Source organism: Ignavibacteriales bacterium, assembly GCA_016709155.1.
Taxonomy (GTDB): Bacteria; Bacteroidota; Ignavibacteria; order Ignavibacteriales; family Ignavibacteriaceae; genus JADJEI01.
Genome location: JADJEI010000001.1, coordinates 715,052 through 732,024, shown reverse-complemented (window position 1 = coordinate 732,024; position 16,973 = coordinate 715,052). Strand labels below are relative to the sequence as shown.

Genomic DNA, 16,973 nt, shown 5'->3' with positions numbered 1-16,973 from the left:
AATAATTATTGACGAAGAACTGCAACTTTACCTGTCAGAACACTATTCCCTTCCTGATCATGAGTAACAATCAGGTAAACGCCGCTGTTAACCAATCTTCCTTGTTGATCTTTACCATCCCAATATGCCACACGCCCCCCGGGAGATAGAAAAGAATTTACTAGTTTGCCATCAATTGTCAGTATTTTAATCTCTGTATCTTTTATCAGTCCATCAATTGTAAGTAAATTATTTCCGGAACCGAGTACAAATGGGTTGGGGAAAAAGAAAAGTTCACTAAAAGTATCGAGTGGTTTAATGGAAGGGGTTAGGAAGGAAGTCAGTCCTGCATCAGAACCGACATAGACAGTTCCGGTAACTTCATCAATGGCGATGCTTCGAACAATATCAGATAACAAAGCACTATTTTTAGTTGTATAAGAAGCAATCAAAAAGGAGCCATCTGAATTTACAAGGTACAGCCCTTCATTTGTTCCAACCCATTTTTGATTTAGTGCATCAACAGCAATTGCATTTATAGTTTGCTGTCTTAAAGAAAAAACTGACGAAATATTAAATGATGGAGATGACTGAGAAATTATTGAACTATTATTTGTAAGAATATTGATTCCAAGATTTGTTCCCGCCCACACATCCCCCCGCTTGTCAACAACGATTGATAGTACTGTGCTGCTATTCAATCCATTTGCTTCGGTAAGATAGCCGGATTTGTCATCTGCAAGATTGTCAAAAGTTTTATTTTCATTGAAATAAAAAAGTCCTGTTCGATTTGGATCGAGTGAGTAATACCATTTTGTATCGTAATTATCAATCACTAAATCAAAATGCTGTTCTGTATAAAGATTATTTTCTGAAGGAACGGAATAGTAATACCAAACGCTGTCTTGAGTTAGTAAGTTCAAAGATTTCTTATCAGCCGAAGCGTAATTTAATACCCATAAATTATTTTGTGAATCATAATCAAATCCGGTAATTACAAGAAAATCCTGATCAGTGGAAATACCTTTCATCTCAGTGTTATAAAAATCAAATACCTGAAGAGTAGTATCAATAAATTTTGCAAACCCATGACCCCAGCTTCCGACATAAATTGAATTATCGGGGGCGGAGTATATTCGATATAAGTCATTTGTATTGAATTGAGGGTAATCAGATTTATTTGTGACTGACCAATTTTCCCCATCGAAACGATAAATGCCAACACCAGCCCCATCCTTGCCGCTGGCGCACCATAAAACCCCTTTTGGATCAACGCTCATATCTGGGAATTGATTTCTTTCGGGTCCATTTGGATAATAAATCTCTGCAATATTTTGAGCGTTCAATCTTTTTATTCCCCTGCTGCTTGCAATTACAATCCCCTGTTCGTTAGAATGCGCCAACGTTGTGTGAGCATCACTTGAAGAAAATATTAATGCAGTTTTTCCTGCTGAATAAATATTAATTTTATTTTCTGATAAGACAGCGAGCGAGTCATTAAAAGCAATAACGTCCGTAATATCTGCGTCATTGAATTCAGGAAGAAATTCTTTCCACGAACCATCGGTTTTTACGGCCAAGCCTTTGTCTGTGGCAACAATCAGAGAGTCTTTATAAAGCAAAACTTTTTTGGTTTTATTAGAAGGCAGTTCATTGGAGGTAGTATAAACATCCCACGATTCCGGAGCTGATAAATTAATTACACCGGCTTTTTGAACTGCCAGACCAAAATCTGTGTTTGCATAAATCTGATTATTTAATTTATTGGCAGAATTAACTTTTATGTTTGAAGCAAGATTTCCAAACCTGAAGTAGGTATCATAAAAAAAGAAATTATTTATGTCAATTAGCGAGATGCCAAAATCTGTGGAAACAATTACAGTGTCACCGGTGATAAAGATGTCGTTGATTGTTTTGCTTGATCTATCTGAATTATAAATGTCGAGAATACTCTGAACTTCTTTGCTGGAGGGATCATAAACATTAATGATGCCTGATGAACTCCCAAGCCAAACTTTATTATTTTTATCAGTAGCTACCGAAGTGATGATTGTTGAGCTTAATCCTTCCGCTCTTCTTAATAAAAGATAAGTGGAATCTTTTAGGTTGAAGTAGAATGCGCCACCATTTGTTGCAGCCCATGAAGTACTGCCTTCTACAAAGATAGAATTTACTGATTTCATATCGGTATAATTTTTCCAATCAGTAGTTTGCTGAGAAAACGCAAATGAATTGATGAGTGTTAACAGTAAGCACAAAAATATTTTTTTCATTTTAATACCAATAGATTTTTATTGAAATCGTAGAGATTGACTTATTGTTACCTCATTAAGTTTATTTATTGTGACTAAAATAATATTATTTCGATTCTATGAAAGTGCCAAAATAATTTCACATTTAGAATTCCGAAACATCATAGATTATTTATTGCTGCGCGAAAGTCTTCTTTGCATTGCAGTAACAATAGATCGGGTTACTGTGAACTTGCCGAAACTTTTTTCATCTTCTCTTTTGCCCCCATGGAAATCTGAACCGCCGCTTTCCAAAAGAAAATATTCATTAACTATCCCTTTATAGTATTTTACGAGTTGAGCTGAATGAGATGGATGAACCACCTCAATCCCATCAACACCATCATCAATCAATTCTTTTATTAAAGCTTCACTCATGTTCCCGGGATGAGCAATGAAAGATAAACCTCCGGCATCGCTTATAATTTTAAAAGCGCTTTGAGGTGAAAGATGGACTTTTTTTTCGTAAGCGGGACAGCCATTTCCGATATATTTATAAAACGCTTCGAAGTATGAACTAACAAGTCCTTTTGCTACTAATGCCTGTGCAACGTGAGGTCTTCCAACCGCTGAGTTTTTCGCAATTGAAAGAACGTCCTCAATTTCAAGAGGCAATCCGAACTCGTTTAGTTTTTCCACCATCCTTACGGCGCGTTTGACTCTCTCCTGCCGGAAAAAGAGGAGATAACGACCAAGTTCTTCATTGTCAACATCAAATAAATAAGCAAGAATATGAATTTCTTTGTCTCTTACATCTGAGCTTATTTCTAAGCCGGGAATTACTTCAACCCCGAATTGCTTTCCATAAGCCTGGGCTTCTTTAATAGCAGCAAGGTTATCGTGATCGGTGATACTTATTATTTCTACTTCGTGCCTTCTTGCAAAGTCAACAATTTCTTTTGGTGTGTAGTAACCATCGGAATGATTGGTGTGAATATGTAAATCAACTATGTCAGCCATCTAATTATATATTTCTCTGAATTTTTCATAATCTAAAATTCTAAGGTGGGTGCCGTCCAATTCAACCAAACCTTTTTTTGCAAAGGTGTGAAGTGTTCTCGAAATTGTTTCCCTCGAAGTTCCAGCCATGTTTGCGAGCTCGTGCTGATAAGGCAGTTTTTCTATCTCAACTACACCTTGTCTAATTTTTCCTATTTCTTCAGCGAGTTGTAATATCACAGAAGCCACCTTTCCTTCGGCATCCTTAAGTGAAAGGGCTTTAATTTTCATTCCTGCAGCTCTCAATCTTTGAGTCAATTCTTGAAGAAGTGCAATCGAAACTTCAGTATGGTTTTTGAGGAGGGTTAAGAAGTCATTTCGTTGAACGATAAATAATTTTGATTCTTCTAAAGCTGTAACTGTAGCACTTCTGCTGAAGCCGTCAAGAATAGCCATTTCACCAAAAAAGTCAGATTCATTCATAATAGTAAGTATGACCTCTTTGCCGTCTTTACTGGACCTTGAAATTTTAACTTTGCCTTTCACAATTACAAAAAGAGCAGTTCCGGCTTCGTCTTCATTTAAAATAATTTCATCTTTGGCGTACATTTTTAAACTGCCAAGGTCGAGTATTTGGTTTAGTGAATTTTCTTCCAGATCTGAAAATATTGGAATGTTTTTTAAAAAATTTGTTTTATCAGACAAAATTCAATCCTTTATCAATACTTCTGTTGTTGCTTTTAATTCTAAAAAGAAAATTAGTGATTTTTAGTTTAAGAAATAGAAAAAACTCAAGTCACCACATCTGTCCAAAATAATTTTTTTGAAAAAATATTGAATGTTTTTGCCTAATTCTAAATACTCTGGTTTACTAATTGAATTATGAAACCGTTGAAACGGTTAATCATTTTGATTTACATTCTCAACGGGATTTCCCAGAGGGATGGCAAGCCAAATCCCGTTGAGAACGTAAAAAATATTTAACTGCCAACCGTTTTAACGGTTTGCTCTTCTCTATAATCAACTTGCCTAATAGGTAATAGGGATTGTTTTTAGTTATATAAAAATCCTTCTCAAATCAATTCAATTTTAATTGATTTTACTGATATTAAAATTATTTTGGACAGCAGTGCCAGTCACCATCAATTTGAAAAAGCAATTCTATTCTATTTCGCATCATTAGACTTATTGGGTTTTTCTCTTTATTCGTCTTGAATTTTTCAGCAGTATTAAGTTGTTTTTCTAAGCCTCTATGTCTATTTTTGAAAGCTAAAATCAAGACTTGAAATTAAATTGGAGATTATAATAATATGCCTATGATGGCAAAAATGCGCGGTTTAGCTCCTTGGTTTATAATAGGAGTTGGAGGGTTATTTGTCCTTTTTATGATGATATCTGACTCAAATGTTTTAGAGGCGTTAGGCGGGAGTACAAATAATATTGGCTCTGTGAATGGAGTAGAAATCACATATCAAGAGTTTCAGAATGCTCTTGATCAACAGATTGAGAACAAAAAAAACCAAACAGGGAAAGATGTCGAAGATGAAGAACTCGAACAACTTCGGAACCAGGTTTGGGAGGCGCTTGTTACTCAAAAATTAATTAATCAGGAAATCGAAAAATATGGGCTTTATGTTTCCGATCAGGAAATTAAAGACATTATACTTGGCGATAATCCACCCGATTTTCTAAAACAAAATTTCATAGATTCAACCGGGCGCTTTAACAGACAAATGTATGAAACTGCTCTTTTCGATCCTCGTAACAAAGAACCTTTGCTTCAGGCGGAACAGATTGTTAGACAGAATCAATTGAGTGAAAAGCTGCAAAGTTTGCTCTTCGCAAGTGTTACAGTTGGTGAAGCAGAAGTGCTTAAAAAATATATGGATGACAATATTAAACTTAATGTTGATTATGCGCCGTTCGAAATAATTCTCTGGCCTGATTCTACTTTCAAAGTAACTGATGAAGAAGTTAAAAAATATTACGATGAGAATTTAGATAAATATAAAATTCAGGCGCAACGAAAAGTAAAGTTTGTATTGTTCCCAAATCAAGCGTCTAAAGAAGATTCAAACATTGTTAAAGAAAGCCTTGAGAGTGTCGCTTACAGTTTCAAAAACGATACAGCTTCTTTTAAATCATTTGTAGATATTTACTCATCGGCTCCCTATTCTAAAGATACGATTTCAATAAAAGAAATTTCCCGCGACCACGCTAAAGAATTTTTCTCGGCTGTCCCAAATTCAATTCTTGGACCTTATATCGCGGCCGAAGGTTATGCTCTGTACCATTTCATTTCCTCATTTGCTTCAAACGAAACTTTTGTTGAAGCAGAACACATTTTGATTGGTCAACTCAGCAGTGATGCAGAGAACCTAGCGGAAGCGACAAAAGTATATCAACAATTAATGGGTGGTGCTAATTTCAATCAGGTTGCCAAAGAAAAATCTATAGATAAAATGAGCGGGCAGAACGGCGGCTATTTAGGCTGGTTCGGTAAAGGCGAAACAGTTCCAGAATTTGAAAAAGCTTGCTTTGAAGGTAAGATTGGAGAAATTCAGAAACCTGTTAAAACAAGTTTTGGTTATCATATAATCCGTGTGCTTTCAAGAAACAATACAAAATTTGTTGTCGAAAGAATTGTTAACCCGGTTAAGCAATCTGCCACCACAAAAGATGCAATATTTAATCAGGCTAATGATTTTTCCTACATCGCTCAAAAGAACGGCTTTGAAAGTGAAGCCAAACTTCTAAAATTAGAATTAAAAGAAACACCCCCATTTCAAAAAACGGCAACTGCGGTTCCACTAATCGGTGGTGATAAAAGACTTGTAGATTTTGCATTTGAAAATGGACTTAATACAGTAAGTGATGTATATAAGGTTGCAAATGGTTATGTGGTAATGATGGTTTCAGAAATTACAAATGAAGGATTTAGACCATTCGATGAAGTAAAAGCAATGGTGAAAAATCTCGTCGTTCGAGATAAGAAATTTGAGAAATCAAAAAAATTAGCAGAAAGTGTTTTCAAAAAAGTTAATGGAGATATTAATAAAATTACATCGGTTGATTCAAGAATTAAAGTCGCGAATTCAGGCGAGTTTACTATCAATACTACTGTCCCCAATATCGGCAGGGATTACGCATTTTATAATTATGCGTTATCACTTGAACCGAATAAATTATCAGGTCCATTTCGCTGCGCACGTGGTTACTACTTGATGAGATTAGTCAGCAAAACAAATTTTGATAAAAATGCATACGAATTGCAAAGCAGTAATCTTAGAAATTCAATTCTTCAAGAAAGACGTAATGCTTTATTTACAGCATGGCTGGGTAAGTTAAAAGAAGAAGGTGATATAGTTGATAATAGACAGAAATTTTTTAAACAATAAAAATTCTTAAAAGTTTATTAATGCTAAACCCCCGGATGGAAAAATTCGGGGGTTTGTTATTTAATAAATAATGTTGAACTTTAAATCAAAAGAATTGTTTATTAAGTAGATGAAAAAAAATATATTTCTTTTATTAATATTCTTTCCAGCTTTTATTTCCGCACAGTACAACATTGAAAAATTTAGTTTTGGAATAAGTGGAGTTTATACCACCTCGGCTAAAATATTTCTAAACCCGAATTCTTCAGATGAAGTATTAAGGAATAATTTTTTCCCGCTCGAAGATATACTTAATCCTGCAATTGACATTCGCTACCGTCTCAATAATAATATATTATTTGGATTATCAACTGAATATTTGAAAAAATCTGCTATTGGACCTAATCTAACAGTTTTTTCTGACGGAGTAACCGTAAATATCAATGTTGAAGATGGATTTATATTGGTTCCCGTCGAATTATCTGCTTATTATTTTTTACCCTTTTCAACAGAACAATTTATTTTTTTAATGGGTGGTGGCATCGGTTATTATCACGGCGAACAGATAAGAAATTTCGGGGATGCTGAAATATCGAATATTGAGAGATCGTTTGCTTATGGCATTCATGTTGCGCTGTCTACCGATTACGTGATTAGAGACTTTTTTTCTGTACGTCTCGAATTAAAATTTCGTGACCCTCAATTCTCGATTAGGAGTGAGTACAATAAGACTGAAGTAACTTATGATGGCACAACAATTCTTTTACCCCAAAAATCTTTCGAATCAAAAATTAATGTTGATGGTATTGCATTCCTCCTGGCGTTAGTCTTCCATTTATGATATCATTCATTTGAGCAAAAATATTTATTTAATAATTTCGTGCTAATAATTATAACGCAGAATGAATAACATTTATCTTACCGGTTTTATGGCTTCGGGTAAAAGTACGCTGGGTCCGATTCTCGCCAATACAATTGGTTTTGAATTTGCAGATATTGATAAGGAAATCGAAAAAAAAATCAATAAAAAAGTAAATGAAATCTTTAAAGATTTTGGGGAAAAGTATTTTAGAGATCTTGAAAAAGAAATAATTACATTAATTTCAGAGAAGAAAAATGTAGTAGTTTCACTCGGCGGTGGAGCTATAAATAATGATGAAAATTTAAGCATCATAAAAAAATCTGGTATCTTGATTTTTCTTAACGCCTCCCCTGAATCAATTTATCATAGACTAAAATATAAAAAGGATAGACCCGCTTTCTTATTTGAAGACTTTGAGAATCCCACAAAGGAAATGTTCTTATCAAAAATTAATACCTTATTTGAAGCGAGAAAAAAATTTTACTCACAGGCTGATTTAACATTTCAAACTGATAATATTTCCATAGGAAAAACAGTGGATTTAATAGTTAAAAAACTTAATTCAATTCATTTTATAGTTTGAGATTGCTATGAAAAAAATTATTGCTTGCACAGAAAAAAAGAATACCCTGTACTGATTGATAACTTCTCGCCCGCCGATATCAAAAAAATAATTATTAATAATTCTGCCTCAGATAGATATTTTGTTATTATTGATGAAACCGTTAATCGCTTACATCAAAATTTCATAAAAAGGTTTATTTCTCTCTTAGGAAAAAATACCAATCGCTATATTCTAAGGTCGGGGGAACGTTCCAAATCTTTCCCGGAACTAAAAAAACTACTAGAATCAATACTGCAGTCCGGTTTGAGCAGATCAAGTTCTTTAATTGCAATTGGTGGTGGTGTTACAGGGGATATAAGTGCTTTTGCTGCCTCAATTTTTATGCGGGGAATAAAGTTGTTTCATATACCAACAACCCTTGTCGCTACAATAGATAGCTCAATTGGCGGCAAGACAGGGATAAATTTTAAAAATAAAAAAAATATAGTAGGTACATTTTACCAGCCGGAATGTGTAATCATTAATCTATCGTTTTTGAAGACGCTTCCGAAAACAGAAATTGAATCAGGGATGGGGGAAGTTATTAAATATTCTTTTCTATCTGATACAAGTTTCTTCAATTATATAAGCGATAATTATACTTCGATCTTGGCTCTCAATGAGTCTGTCTTGACTGAAATAATTCGAAACTGTTTACTTATAAAAGCTTCCATTGTCCATCAAGATGAATTTGAAAATGGATTACGAAAAATATTAAACCTCGGTCACACTTTTGGGCATGCAATTGAAAGTGCTTCAAAATTTAAAATCAAGCATGGAATAGCTGTCAACGCTGGATTAATAATTATGCTAAGTATTTCAAAAACCTTGAAAATTTTAAATGAAGAGAAATTTTATTCTTTTATACAATTACCACTTAAAAATTTAGTTCCAGACACATTATTGAAAATTCACGACGATGACATTCTCTATTACTTAAAATTTGATAAGAAAAATTTTGGAGGAAAAATAAACGGGATCCTAATTAAAGATATAGGTGAGGTTTTAATTGATGTTCAACTAAATCGAGATCAAATTTTAAAAGGATTTCAATACTTAAAAAAATGTGTGCCAGATTTAGAATGATGAGATTTTTTTAAAAGACAACTGCCGGACTGTTGACCCAAAGTCCGGCAGTAATCTGTGTCATATTAGGAGGGGCTATGCTAGAAATTATTACTACTTTTCGGATATTATAAAACAATTATAATGCCACCTGATATGTTTGATTATTGACTATTTTCAAATAGTCACTTGTTCGATTTTAGGATTTAAAGACAATTCTTTATAAAAGTGAATCACTTTTTTTGGTGGGTAAGTTTTATGATGGTTTAAAAAAAAGACTGTCGAGTTGTGAGGGGATAACTCGACAGTCAGAGTGTCATTTTGGAGGGATGCTATGCTTAAACTATTTCGGGTTATAGTATACAACTCCCATGCCAAAATTTTCCGCTATGTATTTCGAGCAAAAGATGAAGAAAAAATCAACTATTCAGGGCTTTGAGTAATAATTACTCGTCATAATTACAACTGGATTTTGAAGTGGTAAAAATAGTTGATCAGAAGGCTAATATTGGACAAATTTAATGAAGAGTTGTTTCGTGAAGAATGAAATCTACACATTTAGGATTTAAATGAAGGTAAACAATAGGTTTGAACGATCTGATGAAATTTTTATTTCTTCCTAAGTATGATTTTAAATGTAGTTCCGGCTGCCATACCGGAATTTTTAACGAAGATTTTTCCGCCATGATAGCCTTCAATAATTCGTTTAGAAAGACTTAACCCTAATCCCCAGCCTCTTTTTTTTGTGCTGTAACCAGGTCGGAAAACATCTTTTCTTCTTTTTAAGTCAATTCCCTTGCCATTATCACTTACTTCAATATCAACTGACTTTTTGTTCTCAGTTACGACGATCTCTATTTTGCCATTTGCAGGATCAACTGCATCGAGAGAATTTTTTATGAGGTTTTCAATTACCCATTCAAATAACTCTGCATTAATTTTAGTAAATGCAGAATTATCACCGGTAACGCTTAACTCTGCGGATTTCCCGGTTTGAGGTAATCTTCTTTGAAAATAATCAACCACTTTAGTAATAACTTCATAAACATTATTTTCTTTGAGTTCAGGCTTCGATCCAATTTTGGAAAAGCGGAAAGTAATTTTGTTCAACTTCTCAATATCACTTGTAATCTCTTCTGCAATATCACTTACCTTATTGGAATCATGAAAATTTAGTTTTAGCATTTCCAGCCAGCCCATTAAGCTTGATAATGGAGTTCCGAATTGGTGTGCAGTTTCCTTTGCCATTCCCACCCAAATATTACTCTGCTCGCTCCGCTTGATATTGCTAAAACCAATATAGCCGATGATGATAAAAAGTGATGCAATAATAATTTGCAGGTAAGGATAAAACTTAAGCTGTTCTATAAGCTCCGAATCGCCAAAATGAATCTTCGTTAAAACGATGGTATCCGCATATGTTACTTCAATAGGGGGGTGAAGCTCATCCATTTTTTTTATTTTTTCATTAAAAAAGATTTAAGCTCGGTATTTGTGAGGGTACTGTCAAAATTTATATTTCTAACGTCGGTCTTATTTCGGATATTGACAACATTATCTTTATCTGTAAGCACAATCGGGAAATCAATAGGTTTAATAATGTTATCAAAGAGAAATGTAATATCTACATCAGGCGAGTTAGTGTTTGCGACATATTCAATTCCTTTTGCGTATAGTTCTACAATTTGTCTTTCTCGCTCCTGGAGTTTTTGCACAAGGTTCTGTGTATAGAAAAGAGTTCCTCCAGCAATAAGCAATGCCATGATCAGCAATAGTATTTTGATGTTAGTAGAAGCGGGTCCACCGGACATTTTCATTTCGTATTATCCTAAATTTTCAATAGATAATTTGTGAAAAAAAATCAATACATTTAGTCCAATTATAAAGCGTAGAAAGTTTGATTCCTTTTAGGACCAACAGAAATAATTTCCATTTTTACGCCCGACTTTTTGCAAATAAATTCGAGATAATTTTTCGTTTCAGCCGGTAATTCAGAATAGTTTCGGCAGTCTGAAATATCCTTTTTCCAACCGGGTAAAACTTCGTTGATAGGTTTTATTCTTGAAAGGCGATCGACATCTGTTGGGAAAGACTTCAACATTTTACCATTGAGTTCATATCCGATACAAACTTTTATTTCATCGAAGCTGCTCAAAACATCCAATTTTGTAATAGCTGCAGAAGTAATACCATTAATTAGAGCAGAATAATTTACCAGGAAAGCATCAAACCAACCGCAGCGTCTTGGTCTGCCTGTTGTTGCTCCAAACTCCATTCCAATTTTACGAAGTTTTTCACCATCGTCATCCAATAATTCTGTGGGGAATGGGCCATTTCCAACTCGTGTTGTGTAAGCTTTAACAATTCCGATTACCGAATCAATTTTAGTTGGAGGAATACCTGTGCCTGTGCACGCACCGCCGGAGGTTGGACTGGAAGAGGTGACGAAGGGATACGTTCCGAAATCAACATCAAGCAAAGCACCTTGCGCGCCTTCGAGAAGAACTGATTTGCCTTTTTCAATTTCGGAGTTTAGAAAAACAGGAACATCTTTTACGTATTTATCAATTGCCACATCAAATTCAAGATATTCTTTAACAATTTCCTCTACGTCAAGTCCCTCGTGATCATAGACTTTGTGAAGTATATTATTTTTTTCTTTTAGGTTTTGTCTAATCTTTTCTTCAAGAATTTTTTTATTCAGAAGATCAACGATTTTTATTCCTTTACGATCAAATTTGTCAATATAACAAGGGCCAATTCCACGACCGGTAGTGCCAATTTTATTATCGCCGCTTTCTCCTATCCTATCCAGCAATTTGTGATAAGGCATTATGAGGTGTGCATTATGACTAATAAATAATCTGTCGGAAACATCTATTCCGTTTTCTGCAAGTAATTTTATTTCATCCAGTAATGCAGAAGGATCAATTACAACACCATTGCCGATTACACAAATAACATCTTTGCGTAATATGCCTGAAGGTATTAAATGCAGGATGTATTTTTTATTATCAATTTCAACTGTGTGTCCAGCATTAGCCCCACCTTGATATCTTGCTACTATCTGATACCTGTCACTCAACAGGTCAACTATTTTTCCTTTACCTTCATCACCCCATTGACTACCGACAAGAACTGTTACGCTCATTTATTTTCCATTATTGATTAATAGGTAAGAGTACGAAGTAAAAACTCCGAATGGATTTATTCGGAGTTTTAATATCTGAAAGAAAATTTATAATTTATTTAGCGAAACTTTTAACGGCGGCATCCACATTGTCAAAAGTTTCGAAAATGGTGATCAGTTTTGTAATTATTAATAAGCTTTCGATTTTATCAGAAACCGAAGCAAGCTTGAAGTGCCCGGTTGCTTTTTCATCGTTGTTAAACCGCTGATTAACATCCCAAGACCAGAACTATTCATAAATTTTACATCTGCAAGATCAACGATTACATTTAATTTATTTTCGTCAATCAGTTTATGGAGCAAATCAGTAAAATTTTTAGTGTCTTCGCCGCCCATCACATTTCCTTTTAGCTCAATGATAACAGCGCCGTATTTTTCACTAGTTTTTATTTTCATTAGAATCTCCTAAAATTTCGGAAGTAATTTAATTAGTGACTTATTGTAAAGCAAATATATGATGTTCAGAATTAATTTTAATCTATAAAATTTATTAGTTTAATTTTGTAGGAACTTATAACTAAAAAATACGTCTAAACTATGAATTCAGAAAAGGAAAATAACGATTTGCATTTACCTCAGATCCTAAATCTTGATGATGATTTTTCAATCGTTAAGCAATTCATTGACGGTGATGAAGCAGCTTTTAACCTTATTGTTAAAAGGCATAAAGAAAAGGTCCGGAATATAATTTTCATGACACTCGGCTCCGTAGATGGTGTTGATGATATAGCTCAAGAAGTTTTCATTAATGTTTATAAAAACCTTAGAAACTTCAGATTTGAATCGCAGTTTACAACATGGTTATACCGCATTACTATCAACAAATGCAAAGATCATTTGAGGAAAATCAAGATCAGAAGTATTTTCAGTTACTTCAAAGATAACGAAGATTTCGGGTACCATCATGATCATGATTCAAAAGATATTTCTGAAATCGTTCAAAAAGCCATACTGAAAATCCCCGCTAAATTAAGAATTCCATTACTACTTAAAGACATTGAAGGATTTAGCTATCAAGAAATTGCAGAATCATTGGGCTGTGAAATCGGGACAGTGAAATCCCGCATATTCAGGGCACGGGAGAGTTTAAGAAACATTCTTAAACCTCTTGAACAGGAGTTAAGATCATGACAAAAATTCATACAGTTTCGGAAAACATTTCTGCATTTATAGATGGTGAATTATCTCCCAAAGATATTCAAAGTATCGAATCGAAAATTAATTCGTCTCTTGAACTCAAAAATGAGCACGACGCTTTAATGCGTATTAAGAAATTAACTGCTGCTTCATTCAAGCAAATTGATGAATCACCTTACTTTGAAACGAGACTTTCTGCATCGCTAAATGAAGAAAAAAACATTAGTGCTAAATTAAAACGGTGGTCACCTGCTTTAATTATTGGTTCCCTCACCATTGCGCTAATGATTTTTCTGAAATTTAATCCCAACATAATTGAAAATTTATTTGAACAGCAGAAATCTAAGATTGCGGGTTTTTATAAAGAGAATCTTAAGCCGCTGCTTTTTGCAGCAGATGTTTCCGGCGAGGATATTTTTGATTTTGCTTTTTACGGTCAGCTTCCTTTGGATAAATCTCAAGGGCAATATCTTTTGTTTGGTTATGACGATAAGGGTGATGGAGTTTTTGAAATCAAAACGCTGAATGAAAATCAGCAAAATCTTGACTTACAGAAATTTAAATCGGCTCTTGAACTAACCCCAAAACAATCCGAACAAATTGATTCAATAATTCAAGTGTATGCAACTGCTATTGAACCATTGATTCTTGTGAATGATAAAAATACTGTTGCAGTAAATCCCGGCTTGTGGAGTTATCAGAAAGCAATGCTTGCAGATATTTTGTCATTTGCTGAAAATTCAAATAAACAAAAATTCAGAGATGTAATGCCCGCTGGATTTAGTTTTGCAAGTAATAATGAAGTAGCTGGATTGGTTGCACAGGTGAAAAATTTGCACGACAATAATTACATCTTCTTAACACCCGACAGTATTTTTAGTGAGAAGTTTAAGTTCGACCAGGATGAGTTTGATAAAAAAATTGAAAACTTAAATAGAGATTTGAATAACCACAAAAAAAATGCTGAGGTTTTTAAATCATTCACATTTCGTTTCGACAGTTCACTCCACAATTTTAATAGTGATGGCAAATTTGATAACGAAATTATGGTATTTATTGATTCCAACGAATGCCGGGTTCACATTCCCAAAATCCAGATACCGGAAATCAGTCTGCCAGATTTTGACAGCATTAATTCAATAATTGAAGACGTCGCAAAAAATTTTCAAAACTTCAGTTTCGTTTTACCCGAAATTCCTGAAATACAGGGAAACCATTTTGAATTTAAATTTCAAGAATCTGATTCCTTAGGGGAAATGAATTTTGATATTAATATTCCAAATGTAGATTCGATATTGAGGGAGAATAAAATTTTCTTCGATTCTACGAACTCGTTCGATTCAAGGAATTTTCAATTTCAGGATAAATCATTAGAAAATCTCTTGAAGGAATTTTACAAAAACTATGGAGATGAAAAATCGCAAGGGGGTAGTATGAAGGAACAATTTGAATCCCTGCAAAAGGAAATGGAGAATCTCCGACGTGAAATGGAAGAGTGGCGAAATAAATTGGAACAGAAAAAGATTAATCCGGAGGCTGAAGTGATAGAAATTTGAATTTTAGAGATTTGCATTCGTAAAACCATCCTTCCTGTTTTTTAGTCATCTGTCAATTTTTCCGCTCATCTAACTTATCTTTGTTAAAATCAAATTATCAATTAACTTTTCGGAAAACTTAAACAGAAATCCAACAAATCTTTTATTTGCATTTATTTTTATGACACAAGGACTGAGTCAATTAATCAAAAATTCAAAATTTCAGTTTTTTCTAATCTTTGCTGTGGGACTTTTTATATTCAGAGCAGTGTTTATCTCGTACAGTAATAGCTTGGTACTGGTCATCAGTGACTTGATTCTGATACTTACTTTGTTTTTTTTGAGTTTAAATCTTCTTAACCTGGTCAAAGCTAAAAAATCCCGTCCTTTATCAATCGTCTTACATATTGGAATAATAAATGCGCTCATTTTTTTTATGATCGCAATTTCGGGTACGGTTATTACGTTTCTATTTGATGATATCAAAAACAATATTAACGACCAGGGATTATTCTATTTAGTGATCGCATTTATTTATGTGTTTATTTTGCTTGGATTCCTTACTTATCTCCTTCTAAGTTTCCGCGAATTATATTTTCATAAGCAGAGTCAGGATGTAGGGACATATTTTAATACAATGTGTGTTTTTTTCCTGCTCGCTTCAGTTTCAGCATTAATTCCAAAAGAATTAGATATTGATTTTATCGAAAAAACTTTCTTTGTTGTTTCTGTTTTGCTGATGATATACAATTCTTTAAAGATATCGTGGATTGCTTTTATATCGAAAAAAGAAAAATTGACTTTACTTGTTCTTTCAATATTAATCGTACTGCTTTTCATATTAAATCTTTCAAGTGCGGGCGAGAATGATGTGCACTCAAGAATTTTGATCAACTTCTCACCTTCACTGAATAATTTTTTTGAGATAATAATGCTTTATGGTTCTATTTATTTTTCTATATTATTTTTTACAACACTATTTCATATCCCAACTGCTGAAGTCTTCGATAGAAAAGCTAATGAAGTGAAAAATTTCATTAGTAGCTCTAATCCTGAAGATAAATATTCCAGCGCAGTTATTTCGCCGATTAAAACTCATGATAAACTTAGAGGTTATTTAACTGCAGTAAAGAAAGGCAGTGCAATATTTAATGAAGATGACATAGAAGCAATAAATACATTCTCGGACTATGCTTCGGTGGCAATAGAAAATTCTATGCTGCTTGAACAGTCAATTGAAAAAGAAAGACTTGAAAAAGAATTAGATGTTGCGCGCGAGATTCAAAGAAAAATTCTCCCTGAAAAAAATCCTCAACTCAAAGGGATCAGCATCTCATCAGTCTTTATTCCCGCATTTGAAGTTGGCGGGGACTATTATGATTTTTTTAAGCTTGATAATAATAAAATTGGATTTATCATTGCAGATGTTTCAGGTAAAGGAATTTCTGCTGCATTTATAATGGCTGAAATAAAAGGAATTTTTGAATCTCTATGTAAAACACTTTCAAGACCTAAAGAAATATTAGTTAATGCAAATGAAATTCTTCTAACTACTCTCGATAAAAAAACTTTTGTCAGTGCTGCATTTGGTGTTCTGGATTTAAATGAAAACACCCTTCGTCTTGCCCGCGCAGGGCATTGCCCTTTGTTGATGGTTCGTGATGGAATTGCAACTAATCTTAAACCTTCGGGGATTGCTTTAGGCATCAGTGAATCGGATTTTTTTTCTGAAACACTTGAGGAGATTTCCTTAGATTTAAAAGAGCAAGATATTCTTGTTTTGTACACCGATGGAATTACTGAAGCTAAAAATTCTAATCTGGAAGATTTTGGTGATAGCAAATTTGAAAATATAATTCTTGAAAATTCAAGAAGTGAACCTGATGAAATTTCATCCTGCGTAATACAGCAGGTCACATTGTTTTCTCAATCACTTGCTCAGTATGATGATATTACATTGGTCATTTTTAAATTGAATAAAAATTAAAATTAAC

At 33.7% G+C, this 16,973-nt stretch carries 11 protein-coding genes and 2 pseudogenes; 7 read left to right on the top strand and 6 right to left on the bottom strand.

Annotation, left to right across the window (positions count from 1 at the left end; all coding sequences use genetic code 11):
• Nucleotides 1–5 precede the first annotated feature (5 nt).
• The 3 genes from IPH11_03705 to IPH11_03695 all read right to left on the bottom strand — a co-directional run bounded on the left by IPH11_03705 (nt 6) and on the right by IPH11_03695 (nt 3,818).
• Nucleotides 6–2,252 (bottom strand): hypothetical protein, encoded by a 2,247-nt coding sequence (locus IPH11_03705; GenBank protein MBK6912806.1) that lies wholly within the window; start codon nt 2,250–2,252, stop codon nt 6–8.
• Nucleotides 2,253–2,399: 147 nt separating this feature from the next.
• Nucleotides 2,400–3,230: a PHP domain-containing protein gene (locus IPH11_03700; protein MBK6912805.1), complete on the bottom strand. Its 831-nt coding sequence runs from the start codon at nt 3,228–3,230 to the stop codon at nt 2,400–2,402.
• Nucleotides 3,231–3,818, bottom strand: a complete 588-nt coding sequence (locus tag IPH11_03695; protein ID MBK6912804.1) for a Crp/Fnr family transcriptional regulator — start codon at nt 3,816–3,818, stop codon at nt 3,231–3,233.
• A gap of 710 nt (nt 3,819–4,528) precedes the next feature.
• On the opposite strand from IPH11_03695, the gene IPH11_03690 reads away from it, so the two are divergent.
• The 4 genes from IPH11_03690 (at nt 4,529) to aroB (ending at nt 9,138) form a co-directional block, all read left to right on the top strand.
• Nucleotides 4,529–6,607: a SurA N-terminal domain-containing protein gene (locus tag IPH11_03690; GenBank protein ID MBK6912803.1), complete on the top strand. Its 2,079-nt coding sequence runs from the start codon at nt 4,529–4,531 to the stop codon at nt 6,605–6,607.
• A 109-nt stretch (nt 6,608–6,716) separates the two neighbouring features.
• A complete protein-coding gene (locus IPH11_03685; protein ID MBK6912802.1) occupies nt 6,717–7,427 on the top strand; it encodes a hypothetical protein in 711 nt (236 codons plus the stop codon).
• A gap of 61 nt (nt 7,428–7,488) precedes the next feature.
• The gene (locus IPH11_03680) at nt 7,489–8,031 is read left to right on the top strand and encodes a shikimate kinase (GenBank protein MBK6912801.1); all 543 of its coding nucleotides are present in this window, start codon (nt 7,489–7,491) and stop codon (nt 8,029–8,031) included.
• A gap of 24 nt (nt 8,032–8,055) precedes the next feature.
• Nucleotides 8,056–9,138, top strand: coding sequence for a 3-dehydroquinate synthase (gene aroB, locus IPH11_03675; GenBank protein ID MBK6912800.1), 1,083 nt, complete (start codon nt 8,056–8,058; stop codon nt 9,136–9,138).
• A 588-nt stretch (nt 9,139–9,726) separates the two neighbouring features.
• On the opposite strand, the pseudogene IPH11_03670 reads toward aroB, so the two are convergent.
• The 3 genes and pseudogenes from IPH11_03670 to IPH11_03660 form a co-directional block, all read right to left on the bottom strand.
• Nucleotides 9,727–10,934: pseudogene (locus IPH11_03670) on the bottom strand (HAMP domain-containing histidine kinase).
• Nucleotides 10,935–10,996: 62 nt separating this feature from the next.
• Nucleotides 10,997–12,268: an adenylosuccinate synthase gene (locus IPH11_03665; protein ID MBK6912799.1), complete on the bottom strand. Its 1,272-nt coding sequence runs from the start codon at nt 12,266–12,268 to the stop codon at nt 10,997–10,999.
• Between the two features lie 94 nt (nt 12,269–12,362).
• Nucleotides 12,363–12,703: pseudogene (locus tag IPH11_03660) on the bottom strand (STAS domain-containing protein).
• 141 nt (nt 12,704–12,844) lie between these two features.
• Here IPH11_03660 and IPH11_03655 point away from each other — a divergent pair.
• The 3 genes from IPH11_03655 to IPH11_03645 all read left to right on the top strand — a co-directional run bounded on the left by IPH11_03655 (nt 12,845) and on the right by IPH11_03645 (nt 16,966).
• Complete coding sequence (locus IPH11_03655; GenBank protein ID MBK6912798.1) at nt 12,845–13,438, top strand: sigma-70 family RNA polymerase sigma factor; 594 nt, start codon at nt 12,845–12,847, stop codon at nt 13,436–13,438.
• Nucleotides 13,435–15,000, top strand: coding sequence for a hypothetical protein (locus IPH11_03650; GenBank protein ID MBK6912797.1), 1,566 nt, complete (start codon nt 13,435–13,437; stop codon nt 14,998–15,000). Before IPH11_03655 ends, IPH11_03650 begins: the two co-directional genes overlap by 4 nt.
• Before the next feature lie 415 nt (nt 15,001–15,415).
• Complete coding sequence (locus IPH11_03645) at nt 15,416–16,966, top strand: SpoIIE family protein phosphatase (GenBank protein ID MBK6912796.1); 1,551 nt, start codon at nt 15,416–15,418, stop codon at nt 16,964–16,966.
• The last annotated feature ends 7 nt before the right edge of the window (nt 16,967–16,973 follow it).

Coding starts and splice junctions, on each gene's coding strand:
- IPH11_03655 (MBK6912798.1), top strand. CDS start 12,845: ATGAATTCAGAAAAGGAAAATAACGATTTGCATTTACCTCAGATCCTA.
- IPH11_03650 (MBK6912797.1), top strand. CDS start 13,435: ATGACAAAAATTCATACAGTTTCGGAAAACATTTCTGCATTTATAGAT.
- IPH11_03695 (MBK6912804.1), bottom strand. CDS start 3,818: ATGTACGCCAAAGATGAAATTATTTTAAATGAAGACGAAGCCGGAACT.
- IPH11_03665 (MBK6912799.1), bottom strand. CDS start 12,268: ATGAGCGTAACAGTTCTTGTCGGTAGTCAATGGGGTGATGAAGGTAAA.
- IPH11_03645 (MBK6912796.1), top strand. CDS start 15,416: ATGATCGCAATTTCGGGTACGGTTATTACGTTTCTATTTGATGATATC.
- IPH11_03705 (MBK6912806.1), bottom strand. CDS start 2,252: ATGAAAAAAATATTTTTGTGCTTACTGTTAACACTCATCAATTCATTT.
- IPH11_03700 (MBK6912805.1), bottom strand. CDS start 3,230: ATGGCTGACATAGTTGATTTACATATTCACACCAATCATTCCGATGGT.
- IPH11_03685 (MBK6912802.1), top strand. CDS start 6,717: ATGAAAAAAAATATATTTCTTTTATTAATATTCTTTCCAGCTTTTATT.
- IPH11_03680 (MBK6912801.1), top strand. CDS start 7,489: ATGAATAACATTTATCTTACCGGTTTTATGGCTTCGGGTAAAAGTACG.
- IPH11_03690 (MBK6912803.1), top strand. CDS start 4,529: ATGGCAAAAATGCGCGGTTTAGCTCCTTGGTTTATAATAGGAGTTGGA.